This window comes from Litorivivens sp., assembly GCF_041625495.1.
Taxonomy (GTDB): Bacteria; Pseudomonadota; Gammaproteobacteria; order Pseudomonadales; family Spongiibacteraceae; genus Litorivivens.
In genome coordinates this window covers 1-13,037 of sequence record NZ_JBFJTH010000109.1, presented here as the reverse complement: position 1 = coordinate 13,037, position 13,037 = coordinate 1, and the positions used below count along the sequence as shown (strand labels likewise).

13 protein-coding genes are annotated in these 13,037 nt (G+C 56.1%); 5 read left to right on the top strand and 8 right to left on the bottom strand.

All coding sequences use genetic code 11. The features are described from left to right. Positions 1-42 precede the first annotated feature (42 nt). The 5 genes from ABYP39_RS12795 to ABYP39_RS12775 all read right to left on the bottom strand — a co-directional run bounded on the left by ABYP39_RS12795 (position 43) and on the right by ABYP39_RS12775 (position 5,611). Positions 43-1,068 carry an extracellular solute-binding protein gene (locus tag ABYP39_RS12795; protein ID WP_372748609.1) on the bottom strand — a complete coding sequence of 342 codons (1,026 nt, stop codon included), beginning with the start codon at positions 1,066-1,068 and terminating at the stop codon, positions 43-45. Positions 1,069-1,161: 93 nt separating this feature from the next. Then, a complete protein-coding gene (locus tag ABYP39_RS12790) occupies positions 1,162-2,376 on the bottom strand; it encodes a UbiH/UbiF/VisC/COQ6 family ubiquinone biosynthesis hydroxylase (protein WP_372763988.1) in 1,215 nt (404 codons plus the stop codon). Continuing rightward, positions 2,373-3,647, bottom strand: coding sequence for a 2-octaprenyl-6-methoxyphenyl hydroxylase (gene ubiH / locus ABYP39_RS12785; protein ID WP_372782868.1), 1,275 nt, complete (start codon positions 3,645-3,647; stop codon positions 2,373-2,375). Before ubiH ends, ABYP39_RS12790 begins: the two co-directional genes overlap by 4 nt. Before the next feature lie 3 nt (positions 3,648-3,650). Next, positions 3,651-4,970: a Xaa-Pro aminopeptidase gene (gene pepP, locus ABYP39_RS12780; protein WP_372782866.1), complete on the bottom strand. Its 1,320-nt coding sequence runs from the start codon at positions 4,968-4,970 to the stop codon at positions 3,651-3,653. A gap of 50 nt (positions 4,971-5,020) precedes the next feature. Further along, a complete protein-coding gene (locus ABYP39_RS12775; protein WP_372782864.1) occupies positions 5,021-5,611 on the bottom strand; it encodes a UPF0149 family protein in 591 nt (196 codons plus the stop codon). A 228-nt stretch (positions 5,612-5,839) separates the two neighbouring features. Between ABYP39_RS12775 and ABYP39_RS12770 the strand changes: the two genes are divergently transcribed. Further along, the gene (locus ABYP39_RS12770) at positions 5,840-6,049 is read left to right on the top strand and encodes a TIGR02449 family protein (protein ID WP_372749525.1); all 210 of its coding nucleotides are present in this window, start codon (positions 5,840-5,842) and stop codon (positions 6,047-6,049) included. Beyond that, the gene (locus tag ABYP39_RS12765) at positions 6,046-6,345 is read left to right on the top strand and encodes a cell division protein ZapA (protein ID WP_372749526.1); all 300 of its coding nucleotides are present in this window, start codon (positions 6,046-6,048) and stop codon (positions 6,343-6,345) included. The genes ABYP39_RS12770 and ABYP39_RS12765 overlap by 4 nt, the downstream gene beginning before the upstream one ends. A gap of 6 nt (positions 6,346-6,351) precedes the next feature. Here ABYP39_RS12765 and ABYP39_RS12760 read toward each other — a convergent pair whose 3' ends face one another. Next, entirely contained in the window at positions 6,352-7,248 is an 897-nt protein-coding gene (locus ABYP39_RS12760; protein WP_372782862.1) for a hypothetical protein, read from the bottom strand. 79 nt (positions 7,249-7,327) lie between these two features. On the opposite strand from ABYP39_RS12760, the gene ABYP39_RS12755 reads away from it, so the two are divergent. Beyond that, a complete protein-coding gene (locus tag ABYP39_RS12755; protein WP_372758638.1) occupies positions 7,328-9,439 on the top strand; it encodes a molybdopterin oxidoreductase family protein in 2,112 nt (703 codons plus the stop codon). Here ABYP39_RS12755 and ABYP39_RS12750 read toward each other — a convergent pair whose 3' ends face one another. Then, positions 9,440-10,000 (bottom strand): NnrU family protein, encoded by a 561-nt coding sequence (locus tag ABYP39_RS12750; protein WP_372748938.1) that lies wholly within the window; start codon positions 9,998-10,000, stop codon positions 9,440-9,442. 146 nt (positions 10,001-10,146) lie between these two features. Between ABYP39_RS12750 and ABYP39_RS12745 the strand changes: the two genes are divergently transcribed. Continuing rightward, positions 10,147-11,226, top strand: a complete 1,080-nt coding sequence (locus tag ABYP39_RS12745) for a phosphotransferase family protein (protein ID WP_372764342.1) — start codon at positions 10,147-10,149, stop codon at positions 11,224-11,226. 175 nt (positions 11,227-11,401) lie between these two features. On the opposite strand, the gene ABYP39_RS12740 is transcribed toward ABYP39_RS12745, so the two are convergent. Continuing rightward, the gene (locus ABYP39_RS12740; RefSeq protein WP_372748936.1) at positions 11,402-12,214 is read right to left on the bottom strand and encodes a DUF547 domain-containing protein; all 813 of its coding nucleotides are present in this window, start codon (positions 12,212-12,214) and stop codon (positions 11,402-11,404) included. Positions 12,215-12,394: 180 nt separating this feature from the next. On the opposite strand from ABYP39_RS12740, the gene ABYP39_RS12735 reads away from it, so the two are divergent. Further along, positions 12,395-12,826, top strand: a complete 432-nt coding sequence (locus tag ABYP39_RS12735) for a hypothetical protein (protein WP_372748935.1) — start codon at positions 12,395-12,397, stop codon at positions 12,824-12,826. Positions 12,827-13,037 lie beyond the last annotated feature (211 nt).

The following is a 13,037-nucleotide window of genomic DNA, read 5'->3' as shown; positions in this document are numbered from 1 at the left end:
GCAGGCTTCGCTGGCCCGCACTGATCAAAGCGGCTGCCTGCACTAGCGGTAGCCAGCGCGATCCATCAACCGAATGGCAGCACCCTGCAAACGACCCGCTTCGGCAATGGGGATATCATCACCCTTGAATTCACCCCAACGCTTAAGCGGCTCGGGCAAACTCACTAAGGGATTGACCGGGTATTCCTGGTTCAGCAGGGCCAACTGCAATTGGGCATCCGTGCCAGACAGCCACTCCAGCAGCTGCTTTGCTTCAGCAACGTGCTTGCTGGCCTTGGTGACTCCCGCGCCCGAAATATTCAGGTGTACGCCACGACCGTCCGCCCCCTCACCGTTCTGGTTAGGCCAGAACATGGTGACCGGCAATGCCGGGTCTTCGGCGACCATTCGCGCCAGATAGTAAGTATTCACAATACCGACATCGCACTGCCCCGCAGCAATGGCTTCCACCACTTTGTTGTCGTTGGAAAAGGGCGGCACAGCCAAATTATTCACCCAGCCACCAACAACACTTTCGGTTGCTTCTTCACCCCGTGCCACGATCATGGTGGCGACCAGCGACTGGTTATAGACCTTTTTCGATGTGCGCAGGCACAGACGGCCCGACCATTGCTCATCGGCCAGCGCCTCGTAGGTACTCAGCTCAGAAGGATTAACCCGCTCGGTGGAGTAGACAATGGTGCGCGCACGAATGCTCAATCCAAACCACCGGTTTTGCGCATCGCGCAGTGCGGCGGGAATATTAGTACTGAGAATGTCGGAGCCGATCGGCTGCAGCACACCGGCCTGCGCCGCCTGCCAGAGGTTGCCCGCATCCACCGTAATCAGCAAGTCGGCACGGCTTCGCTCACCCTCGGCTTCCAACCTGGCCAGCAACGGCCCCGCTGCATCCGTCACATAACGGATGGGGATGCCGGTCTGCGCTGTAAAGCGGTCAAAGAGGGGTTTGATCAGATGTTCCTTGCGGGCGGTGTAAACCACTAGGCCCTCATCTGCCTTCTGGCTACCCGGCCCTTCGCCGCAAGCAGCGAGCAGCACAACCAATCCGAGCACAAGCAGGGAACGCATGAACATCTCCTTGGGGAAACAAAGCACAGAATGATAATTATTATCATTTCAGATAACAATGCTTTCCGCTACCGCCGGCAAGATTTGTCGGTTTTAGAAACCCATCGCCTTGCGGATCAATTGCCGTTTGACTGGTGCCGCCTGATTGACCAGGTGCATGCCTGTGTTGCGGAGCCAGCGCACTGGTAGAGCGGTTTCGCCAAACAGGCGTTTGAAACCATCCATCGCTGCCATCATAGCCAGATTGTCACCTTTGCGACGACGCTGGTAGCGCCTGAGCACCCGCAGCGATCCCGGCGCCTCACCACGCTCAAGCGCCCGCTGGATTTCTTGCTGCAGCACATCAGCATCCTTGAAGCCGAGATTAATGCCCTGCCCCGCCAATGGGTGAATGCTGTGCGCGGCATCGCCAATCAATGCCAGTCCGGGCTTAATATAATTCACGGCATGTCGCTGGCGCAGGGGAAAGCAAAATCGACGGCTGACCGCCTCCACACAACCCAGTCGCTGCTCGAATGCCTCCGCCAGCGCGTTTTTAAAACCGTCATCATCCAGCGCCATTAATTGATCTGCGTAATCGCTGTCGGCAGACCAGACAATAGAGCAGTAGCGATCGGCCGCATCGCTCGCCGCCAGCGGCAGAAACGCCAGCGGGCCGGTAGGCAGGAAACGCTGCCAAGCCGTATAGGCGTGACTGCGCTCCATCTTTACCGTAACCACCAGTGCTTTCTGGTCGTAACTCCACTCTCGGGTGGCAAAATCTGCCCATTGTCGAATACGTGAATTCGCGCCATCGGCGGCGATCAGAAGCCCGGCCTGAATCCGGTCGCCATTATCTAGTTCCAGAACTGCTTCACCACCGGCATAGTGCAGTGCTGCCACCGGAGAGTTTTCAAACACCCGGATATTGGCGGCGCCATCCACCTGCTCGGCGAGCGCCGCGGTTAACAGGCGGTTTTCTACAATATGTCCAAGATCGTCGGCATTCACTTCCGCTGCATCAAAGTGAACTTCACCGGTACCTTCGGCGTCCCAAACATCCATATCCGTGTAATGGCAGATACGCGATTGTGCGATGGCCTCCCATACGCCGAGGCGTGCCAGCCACTGCTGGCTAAACGCTGTAATCGCGCTGACTCGCGGGTCGTAATCGTCAACACCTTCACCCAGCGCCGGCCAATCACTGACAACAGAACCAGCTTCCACCAGCGCCACTTTCAGCGGCAGCTCAGCAAGCCCGGCAGCCATGCCGAGACCAGCCAGCCCACCACCCACAATGACAACGTCAAATTGTCGCGTTCGACTCACGGTGTTGCCCTCTGTCGTTTTTCTGAGCCCCGGGCATTGCCCGGGGCCAATCCAGCTGCCTGCGCCACAAACCGCTGTTTGAGCCCCGGCATAACATCCAGCGCCAGCAGGCCGAGGTTACGCCCCAAACTGAACACGGGATTGGATTGGGCAAACAGATTGGGCAGCTGATGTGAAAACTCAATGGTGGCGCGCTGGTCATTGTCCTGCTGATGCAGGTAATCGCGCAAAAAGGGCAATTCGCCAATACGCTGCACATCCGCTGCCGCCACCTGTTGAGCCAGACGCACCAGATCACGCAACGCCAGATTGAAACCCTGCCCGGCAACCGGATGCAGTGCGTGCGCCGCATTGCCAACCACGACGACATTGGGCCGCACCTGCTCCTCCGCTTCAACTAGCTGCAGCGGAAACGAAGCGCGTTCGCCGCAGCGCAACAGGCGTCCCTGTCGGTAACCAAAACGCTCCTGGAGTGTTCGCAAAAACACGGCCTCATCCGCAGCCATCAGCGACTCAGCCTCGGCCGGTGACAGCGTCCAGACCAGTGCCGCGCGCGGTTGGCGCTCTTCACTGTCGGACAGTGGCAGCAACGCCAGTGGCCCCGCATCCGTAAAGCGTTCGTAGGCAATACCATCGTGCGGCTTTTCAAACGTAACATTGGCGATAACGGCCGATTGCCCATAGTCATTTGTATGGCTGGCAATGCCCAGCGCGTCGCGCAACCCCGATTGGGCACCGTCGGCTACCGCCAGCAATCGGCAGCGCGCGCCGCGGGTGTCGCCGTCGCGGGCTTGCAGTGTCAGCTGGGCAAAATCGCCGTTCTGAACAACGGCCGCTACACTCGCTGGCGACAGACACGTTACGCCCTCCGCCGAGTGCAAGGCATCGAGCAAAACGCTACCGAGCCAGGCATTTTCGACAACATAGCCCAGCGCAGGCCAACCCTGCTCATGAGCGTCCATCAGCGTGGAGCCAATGTGACCACGGTCAGAGACATGAATTTTTTCGATGGTGGTCAGGTGCTCCGACAGGCTTCCCCACACACCAATACTTTCCAATATCTGGCGACTGCCGTAGGACAACGCCGTTGACCGCGCGTCGAAACTGGGGCGATACACCGGGCCGCTACCTGCTTTGGGAAACGGAAAGCTCTCCACCAGCAGAACCGACAGCCGACCTTCACTGTAACGGCTCAGGGCCAGCGCCAGACTGGCGCCCACCATGCCGCCACCGGCAATCACCACGTCGTAATCAATCGCCGGACTGTTCATCGGTCAGGCGGCCTCTGTCATCAGCGCTTCGATTTCTGCGACGGTTTTCGGCACACCAGCGGTAAGCATCTCGCAGCCGTCTTTGGTAACCACCACATCGTCCTCAATGCGAATACCAATACCGCGCCAGCGTTCCTCCACTTTATCGTTAGATGGGGCAACGTAAATGCCGGGCTCTACCGTCATGACCATACCCGGCTCCAGCAGACGCCATTCATCGCCCACTTTGTAGTCGCCCACATCGTGCACGTCCAACCCCAGCCAGTGACCCGCGCGGTGCATGTAAAAATCCCGATAGGCTTCTTTTTCTATCAGGTCGCCCACCTTACCTTTAAGCAAACCCAGCCTTACCAAACCTTCAGTGATTACCCGCACCGTTTCATCGTGCGGCTGATTCCAATGATTGCCCGGTTTAATCACTTCGATCGCAGCCAATTGCGCTTCAAGAACGATGTCATACAGCTGGCGCTGTTCATCACTGAAGCGGCCAGAAGCGGGGAAAGTGCGGGTAATATCGGCCGCATAACCTTCAAATTCACAACCGGCGTCAATCAGAATCAAATCGCCGTCGCGAATCTGGCTTTCGTTTTCCACGTAGTGCAATACGCAACCGTTAGCCCCGGCTCCAACAATAGAGTTATAGGCGGGAAAACGCGCACCGTGATTGGCAAATTCATGCAGAATTTCAGCTTCGAGCTGGTACTCGTACATACCCGGCTTGCAGATCTGCATCGCCCGCACATGCGCCCCTGCGCTGATTTCACCCGCGCGTTTCATCACGCGCTGCTCGGCGGCGCTTTTATACAGGCGCATGTCGTGAAGAAAATGGTCCAGGTCAATAAACTCACCCGGGGGGTGGGCGCCCGTTCGCGCCTTGGCACGTATCGCATTCACCCACTGCATCAGGTGCTGATCGAAATCAGCGTGCCGCCCCATGGCGTAGTACACGCGATCACGCCCTTCCAGCAGCCCCGGCAGAATGTCGTCGATATCACCCACGGGAAATGCATCGTCGGCACCAAAGTTTTTACAAACACCCTCGGGGCCCTGCCGGTAGCCGTGCCACAATTCCATGGCTGGATCGCGGTCGCGGCAGAACATCACATATTCGCCATGTTCGCGGCCAGGCAGCAGCACCATCACCGCGTCGGGCTCATTAAAGCCACTGAGGTAATAAAAGTCGCTGTCCTGACGAAAAGGGTATTCGGTATCGCGGCTGCGTGTTTTCTCAACCGCACCGGGAATGATGGCAATGCTGTTGGGCTCCATCATCGACATCAGCTTGCTGCGGCGACGGGCGAATTCCTGCTTGGTAACCTTCATGCTTTCACTACAGTTGCGCACGGAGCTGGCAGATTACCAAAAAAGCGGCATTAATGAAGCTGCTTTGGCGCAGGGTGAGCGCCAGTGAGCGCCGACTGACTGCAACATTCCACAAACAGCGAGACTGTGGCCATTTCCAGATAGGACACCAGCTCCCGGAATTGATCCTCAGCTTCAGCTCCCGCCTCGTCGTCGAGCCCGGCCTGAGAAATCGACGCCATGTCATTGAGTATTTCGGAAACCGCCGCACTGTATTGCTGCTTACCTTCCTTCTGCTCGCGCACCTTGCCCGCCATGGCAAAGCCAGTGAGAAAGCCCTGACACCAGCTACCCACCGACGCCACCCGCTGCCCCAAATCTACCTCGTCGCCGGGCAGTAGCAAACTGGTGGCGTGAATATCGGCGCCCAGCTGCTCTGAGGCCGCCTGATAGACCTGCATCAGCACCGCCCAATCGTCGTCGGGAAACGCGTCGCAATCCAGCAATTGCGCTACCTGCTCGCGCAGGGTTTTCTCCTCGATGCGCTGACCAATCACCAATTGCCCCAATAGAAAGCCGTGCAGCTCCGATGGGGGGTACAACGCCCCCAGCCGCAGAAAGATATCTGCAATATCGTCGTGATCAGGTAGTTTTGCCGCCATGCCGTTTCTCTGCGTTCATAAAACGCGCATGGTAACGCCCCCACCGCCCAATTGCGATTGCCCGACGCTAGCCGACTGAAACAATGGAGGTTTTTAGCAAATTCTTAAATCATGCTGGCAGGCTTTTGAATTACCGCACTATTTAGCCAATTGACCCCCCCCTCCAGCGGCTCTAGACTAAGAACTTCAACTACCCTCAATCTCAACAGCGCCGGCGGGGACAACAACGTGGCAGAACTCACCATCAAGTCGGTTGAACGAAAGATCGACGAGCTGATCAAGCTCTGCGAAGCGTTGAACCGCGAGAACCAAACCCTGAAAGCCGATGCCGAAGCTTGGCAACACGAAAGGGAGGTTCTACTGGAAAAAACCAATGCAGCCCGCAACAAGGTTGAATCCATGATTCAGCGATTGCGCGCTCTGGAGCAGGAATCATGAGCCACAATACGGTTGTCGTCCGCATTATGGACAAGGAGTATCAGGTAACCTGCCCGCCCGGCCAGGAAGCCGGCCTCCATCAAGCCGCTGCCAACCTGGACAAACAGATGCGCGAGGTTCGCAACAGCGGAAAGATTCTCGGTACCGAGCGCATTGCCGTGATGGTCGCCCTAAACGCCACCTACGAACTACTCAATGGCAGCGGCGAGCCCAGCAAAGCCGATCAGGACGGGATCAAGCGTGTAAATGACAAAGTGGACGACGCTCTGCACCGCCTGCGCCAACTGGAAATCTAGAACACCCTAACGAAAGCTCCGCAAAATATTCAGCAGATCCGGCAGTAATTGCACATAGGTACCCGCGTAGGCGGCTAGCGTGTAGTGATCTGCCCCTGGCGACTGCAGTTGCGCCTGCACTTCATCAATCAGATTGCCCAGCACCCGCTCGGCCCTAAACCGGTTGATTCCGCACTCCACTAGCGGCGCCACCACGGGCGTCAAAAACAGCAGTGTTGCCAGACCTGCCAGACCGCCACTGACTGACACCCAGCCCGGCACGCCAAACCACTTCGCCCACAATCCGGCGAAAAAGGTTTGTTGCGAGAGATAGAGAGACGATGCTGCACTGGCGCCCAGCAAGCCCGCACTGCCAAAAGCAATTTTGTCGCTGGCCAGACGCCCCACCAACCCCAGTGTCAGAAACAGCAGTACATCGCGACTCCCTTCGTGATCCACTGCCAGGCGCGCCATGGCCTGTCGCACCCGCGTTTCCATCTCCGCTGGCGAATAGCGGCCCAGCAACAACTCCACTTCTGCCTGCTGCTGCGGGTCGAGTCCCGGATGTTGCCCGAGATGTCGTAACAACGCCTGCTCCAACTCAGCCAACTGCAACAACTCACTGGCCACCACCCCCGCCAACGCCAGTTCTTTGGCACTGTAGTGATGCTGCAGTTCAAGTCGACGCCCACCCAGACGCCGCAGGGCGCGCCAAGTAAACCGGGGAATTGTGGCCAGATCACGTGGAATATCAGCGCGGTTCTGCCAATGCCGTCGCGCAACCCCGCGCAGCGAATGAAAATGTCGCTCGCACACCATTGGCAGGCGCTTTCTGGCCGCGGCAAAGTGATCCTCGAGCAAGGCATTGAGCTGGGCGCTCCACGCCCGAACAAGGGGGCCATGGGAAGCAGTGTCTGCAGTCATTGATGGCGTTATTTCGTCAAATTGCAGCCCGCCCCGAGAACAGGCTAGACTGGGTGAAAATATTCAGAGAACACATTCGATGGCCAATACTATACATCACCGCACCTGCAACCTGTGTGAAGCGATATGCGGTCTCGAGATTGAGCACGACGGCCAGCAGATTATCAGCATCAAGGGCGATAAAAACGATCCCTTCAGTCGCGGTCACATCTGCCCTAAAGCGGTTGCACTGCAAGACATCCACGAAGACCCGGATCGGCTACGCCAACCCATTAAAAAAGTGGACGGGCAGTGGCAAAAAATCAGCTGGAAAGAAGCACTCGACGAAGTTGCCACCAAGCTGCGCGCAACCCAGCAGGCCCACGGCAACGACAGCGTTGGCGTGTATCTGGGAAACCCCAATGTACACAACACAGGCTCTATGCTGTTCAGCCGCCACCTGCTGCGCGCCCTGAAAACCCGCAACAAGTTTTCCGCTACGTCTGTTGACCAGCTGCCCCATCACTTAATTGCTCTCAAACTGTTTGGTCACCAATTTCAGATACCAGTTCCCGATATCGACCGCTGCGATCACTTTCTGATGATCGGCGCCAATCCGATGGCCTCCAATGGCAGCATCATGACCGTGCCTGATGTGCGCCACCGCCTAAAAGCCATCAAGGAAAAAGGTGGCAAACTGGTGGTCATTGATCCGCGCCGCTCCGAAACCGCAGAGGTCGCCAACGAACACGTATTTATCCGACCCGGTACCGATGCTCTGCTGCTCTCGGCCATGATCCAGGAGATGTATGCCGCAAACCTGGTGTCGAAGCACCGTTTGCACGAAGCTACCGATGGACTCGACGGACTGGCGACCCGCTTTGCCGCCTTTACCCCGGAAGCCGTCGCCGACAGCACCGGCATCAGCGCCGCCGACATTCGCCGCCTAACCCATGAATTCTGCGCGGCTGAGAACCCGGTAATTTACGGACGCATGGGCGTATCAGTACAGGCTTTTGGCACACTGAGCCAATATCTGATTATGCTGATTAATATTCTGCGCGGACGCCTGGATGAACCCGGCGGGTTGATGTTGACCACACCTGCCGTAGATACGCTAGCCATTACCGGTCCCGGGCACTTTGATCGCAGCCGCAGCCGTGTGCGCCAACTGCCCTCCTTTACTGGTGAGTATCCGGTGGCCGCACTAGCCGAAGAGATTCTCACCCCCGGCGACGGCCAGATACGCGCCCTACTGACCATTGCCGGCAATCCGATATTGTCGACACCCAACGGCCGCCAGCTGGACAAGGCCTTTGGACAACTCGACTTTATGGTCAGCATCGATTTTTACCTGAACGAAACCACTCAGCACGCTGATATTATTCTGCCCCCTGTAAGCCCGCTTGAGAGGGAACACTACGATGTTATCTTTCACATGCTAGCGGTACGTAACAGCAGCCGCTATGCCGACGCGCTGTTTGAAAAGGACAAAAATGCCCGCCACGACTGGGAAATTTTTCTGGACCTGACAGAACGTCTCGCCCCAGCCAAAACTCCGGCACAGTGGCTGCAAAATCGCAGCCGCCGATTGATGAGCCCAAAGCGCACTCTGAATTACCTGCTCAAACGCGGCCCCTACAAACTGTCACTCAAAGCCTTGCGCGACACTCCACAGGGCATTGATCTGGGGCCACTCAAGCCACAGCTACCTCAGGCGCTGAGCCACAAAGACAAACGTATTCACCTGGAAACGGAATTTTTCCTTCCCGACCTGCAGCGTCTTGAAAACGTCTTACAGGAAAACCACGACCCTGCCGATTCCATGCTGCTGATTGGCCGACGCCACGTGCGCAGCAACAATTCCTGGCTGCACAACAGCCGGCGCCTGGTCAAAGGCAAGGACCGTTGTACTGCGCAAATTCATCCGAAAGACGCCGCTCGCATGGGGCTGGACAACGGCCACCCAGTGCGCATTACCTCTCGCGTGGGCTCTATTGTATTGCCCGCTGAAATCACTGACTCAATGATGCCCGGTGTTATCAGCGTGCCGCACGGTTGGGGACACAAGCGTGACGGCGTAGAACTCAGCATTGCCAAAGAGCACGCTGGCGTGAGCGTCAACGATTTAACCGACGAAACGTCACTGGATGCGTTGTCGGGCAATGCAGCACTGAACGGGTTACCTGTGGCACTGAGCCTGGCGAGCTAATCAGTTCAACGGCACACCGGAAAGCCATGGGTGAGCGACATACAAGCCGGCAAAAACCGCCAACCCAATAACCAACGACACGACTGTTTTACCGGCGCCAAAAGGCGCCGGCTTTTGCCATGGCCCCGCCGTCAGGTTGATCAGCGCCATTTCACCAACTGCCCAAATGGCCAACCCACCAAACAGCACCAGCGAACGAAGATCGCCGTTTGACAGCAAGTGCGCGGCCGACCAGAGCACTACACTAGTGAGCTGGGGGTGACGCATTACCCGTTTGATATCGGTGGGCGCATTCGCAGCGACAAAAAGACTGGCTGCGACTGCCATCAACACCAGCGAGACTGGCCGGGCCCAGTCAAAAACGTATAGCGGAGCACCCGCACCAAGGTCTTTCCAGCCCAACACTAGACAATAAATACCGCCGAGCATCGCCAATGAGAAAACACCCATATAAGGCCAGCGACCCAGACGATCAATCAAGGTTTGCCGCACCCCCGGTGCCAATCGAATAGAAAAGTGCACCGAAGCCCAGATTAACAACCCCAGCAGAAGCAGCTCCATGCCTGTTCCCCACTTATTTTTGCTAGCAACCATAGCTCAGCGTGGCCTGGCAGCGCCAGCCACAGCTAAACCTTATTTCACTATACGACCGTAGAGCTTGTTGCTAAGCTCAAGCAAAATAATCAAAACACCCACGGAGGCTCCCGATGGATGAACACCGCCCCACCCCGCTAGTAGAAGATATTGACGGGACTCGCCGCAAACTGGAAACCTGGTTTCAGAAACGCCTGCACAGCGATGGCCCGGTGAACATTCCCGAATTGAAAATCCCCGAAGCCACCGGCATGTCCAACGTTACTCTGCTGTTCGATATTCACTATGAAAAAAATGGCCAGGTTCAAACCGAAGCCTGCGTCGGGCGCCTCACCCCTGAAATTGAAAAGCCCGTCTTCCCGGAATACGACCTCTCCATCCAGTACAAGGCGATGGAACTGGTGGGGCAGCACACGGATATCCCGGCGCCGGGTCTGCTGGGCCTAGAACTCGACACATCGGTACTCGGTACCGGCTTTTACATCATGAAAAAAGCCGACGGCCGGGTGCCACCTGACATGCCTCCCTACAGCATGGATGGCTGGATGCTGAACGACATTGGCCCAGCCGAACGGGAGAGCCTTTGGAACGCAGGCATCGATACCATGGCCAACCTGCACCGCCAGTGTCGCGATTACAAAGCCCTCGGTTTTGGCTTTTTGGAGCGCCCCGAGCTGGGCAGCAACCCCCTGCAACAACAACTGACTTACTGGAGCAACTACGCGCAGTGGGCACTCGATGGGCGCGCCCATCCAATCTGTGACCCTGTCATGCAGTGGCTTAAAGACAACGCTCCCAGCAACGAAGAATTCGGCCTGAGCTGGGGCGATTCGCGCATCGGCAACATGCTGTTTGCTTACGATTGCAAAAGTGTAACCGCTGTTCTCGACTGGGAAATGATCACCCTAGGCAACCCACTGCAGGATCTCGCCTGGTGGAACTTCCTCGACTATTTTTTCTCGGACGGCCTAGGCATTCCACGACTGGACGGCCTGCCCAGCTACGAAGACTCCGTTGCGCGCTGGGAAAAAGGCTCCGGTTTTAGCGGTGAGCACTACCACTATTACTGGGTATTTGCCGCCATGCGCTACGGCTACATCATGAGCCGCATCATGGCCGCCCAGGGCCAGGACGACCAGATTGAAGAAAACTTTGCTACCGCGATACTGAAAAAAGTAGCCGCAACTCTGTAATTCAAAATCGTTAAGGCCTGCCCGGCAGGCAAACGAACACCGGGCAGGAATCCGTCCGCAAGCACGCTACTATGGCATGACAGATTTCTGCCCCCACATCATCCTTATGAAGCACCTGAATCACTCGGCACGGGTAACGCACTTAAACCAGCACTAAAACCAGTACTAAAACACACTAGGGCACAAGGTCTGAATGCCGATAATTCTCGATCTCCATGGTCCAGTCATAATCAAGAAACCTAATTTTGGGTTGGGTCCCCTCCGGCAACACCCCATAGCGCACCAGCATTGCACGCTGATCATCCGTCGACCCAAAATCTGCTTTGAACCAGTTCAGCAACGCTGGCACATAAACGCGATTTTTATCCGATTCAAAGCGCACCTCCTTCTGCAGATAGTAGCGACTATTATCATCCAATTGCCGATCCAGCCCTTGGGCTTGATAGACCATCACAGGCGGGCAGCTTCTCGCGCCGCAGTTCAGTGCAAAGTGAATACGATAATCCACCTCAGTTACCGCAAACTGACGAATAAAGGGCTTGCGGAAACTTAGGTTGCGGATAAAGCCCAGAGAAAACCCGACCGCCCCGCGGCGTAACACCCCGTGCTCAATATCGTCCATGCTCACCGTAAATCCGGCAATCGCAATCTGCTCCTTGCCGAAAAATGCACTGCGATCCTGCTGATAAAGGCTAGGGTCTGTTTTCAGAAGATACTGAGTAAAACCGTTATAAATATTCAGCCAGAATGCTAGCTGCTTCTGCTGGCTATCGAGTTCGCTTTCCAGAGAATCGGGATCAATCCCTTTAAGCAATGACAAATGCACGTCGACGGGCAAATCGTGAATCACCCGATCAACAAAATTGGCTGCCAGAATTCCTGCTGGCTGATCAGCGAGTGTCGCCTGATCTACTTCAACCGAACGCGGCACCGCCATCGCCATACTCCAAGCAAACAAGACCATCAGGCCCACAACCAGATGTTTCATCTCACATCCTCTCGCAAAACTCTAGAAGTCATACGCTGTTCCTGCGGCGACCGATTTGTAAACCACCGCGTCCGTGGATTTAGCATAGTAAATTCAACGGGTTCGCATCGAAAATTTTTAACCCGCGCGCTAAGCACTATACTCAAAGTACAACTACTCAATAGTATCTGAGGTAAGCCTATGGATTCCCAGTTCCGCCGCAAGTACCAACGCTCACAGATGGCCGTGGTGCTGAGTCTGGCATTCGCGCTGGCTGGGTTTAGCTACAACGTTTGGCGCATGGAGGTTTCCGAGAGCAACAATACCACGCGAACTGCGTGCTTCGAGATACTGATGAATTTATCGAAATTGGAGCAGCTTGTTTATGCCGCGCATTACGACCGCGACGAAAGCGAAGGCAATCCAAGAAAAGGCTGGGTTTTGGTTGGCCTGATTGCAGACCTGAGCGAGCTTACAGACACAGACGTGAGAGAGGAAACCGTAAACTTGAAGGCCGCCTGGAGCGCCAATTGGAGCAATCTCGCCACTGACAGGCCTGCTGCCGACAATGTCGTCAATGCCATTGATGCTGTTAGAAACAAAATCAAAGTGTTGCTGCGTTCTCTGAATTAACGCGACAGGCTGTACCATATATCATAGACATTCACCTGACATTTACAGCGCCTACTGGATTCCATGCGAAAAACCGACAAGAAACGCGACAATGCAATTCGTCTGGCTCTAACCGATGCGTGCGAACAAGCTCTTGAACAAATTCCGGGGTTTAAGTGGCTGACTCATTACGTTGATTACCAACGATTCCCGCAGTCACTAAAGGTCGTCT

Excerpts from the sequence above, each read along its gene's own strand:
- ABYP39_RS12795 (WP_372748609.1), bottom strand. The coding sequence starts at position 1,068 with ATGCGTTCCCTGCTTGTGCTCGGATTGGTTGTGCTGCTCGCTGCTTGC.
- ubiH (WP_372782868.1), bottom strand. The coding sequence starts at position 3,647 with ATGAACAGTCCGGCGATTGATTACGACGTGGTGATTGCCGGTGGCGGC.
- pepP (WP_372782866.1), bottom strand. The coding sequence starts at position 4,970 with ATGAAGGTTACCAAGCAGGAATTCGCCCGTCGCCGCAGCAAGCTGATG.
- ABYP39_RS12775 (WP_372782864.1), bottom strand. The coding sequence starts at position 5,611 with ATGGCGGCAAAACTACCTGATCACGACGATATTGCAGATATCTTTCTG.
- ABYP39_RS12765 (WP_372749526.1), top strand. The coding sequence starts at position 6,046 with ATGAGCCACAATACGGTTGTCGTCCGCATTATGGACAAGGAGTATCAG.
- ABYP39_RS12760 (WP_372782862.1), bottom strand. The coding sequence starts at position 7,248 with ATGACTGCAGACACTGCTTCCCATGGCCCCCTTGTTCGGGCGTGGAGC.
- ABYP39_RS12755 (WP_372758638.1), top strand. The coding sequence starts at position 7,328 with ATGGCCAATACTATACATCACCGCACCTGCAACCTGTGTGAAGCGATA.
- ABYP39_RS12750 (WP_372748938.1), bottom strand. The coding sequence starts at position 10,000 with ATGGAGCTGCTTCTGCTGGGGTTGTTAATCTGGGCTTCGGTGCACTTT.
- ABYP39_RS12745 (WP_372764342.1), top strand. The coding sequence starts at position 10,147 with ATGGATGAACACCGCCCCACCCCGCTAGTAGAAGATATTGACGGGACT.
- ABYP39_RS12740 (WP_372748936.1), bottom strand. The coding sequence starts at position 12,214 with ATGAAACATCTGGTTGTGGGCCTGATGGTCTTGTTTGCTTGGAGTATG.
- ABYP39_RS12735 (WP_372748935.1), top strand. The coding sequence starts at position 12,395 with ATGGATTCCCAGTTCCGCCGCAAGTACCAACGCTCACAGATGGCCGTG.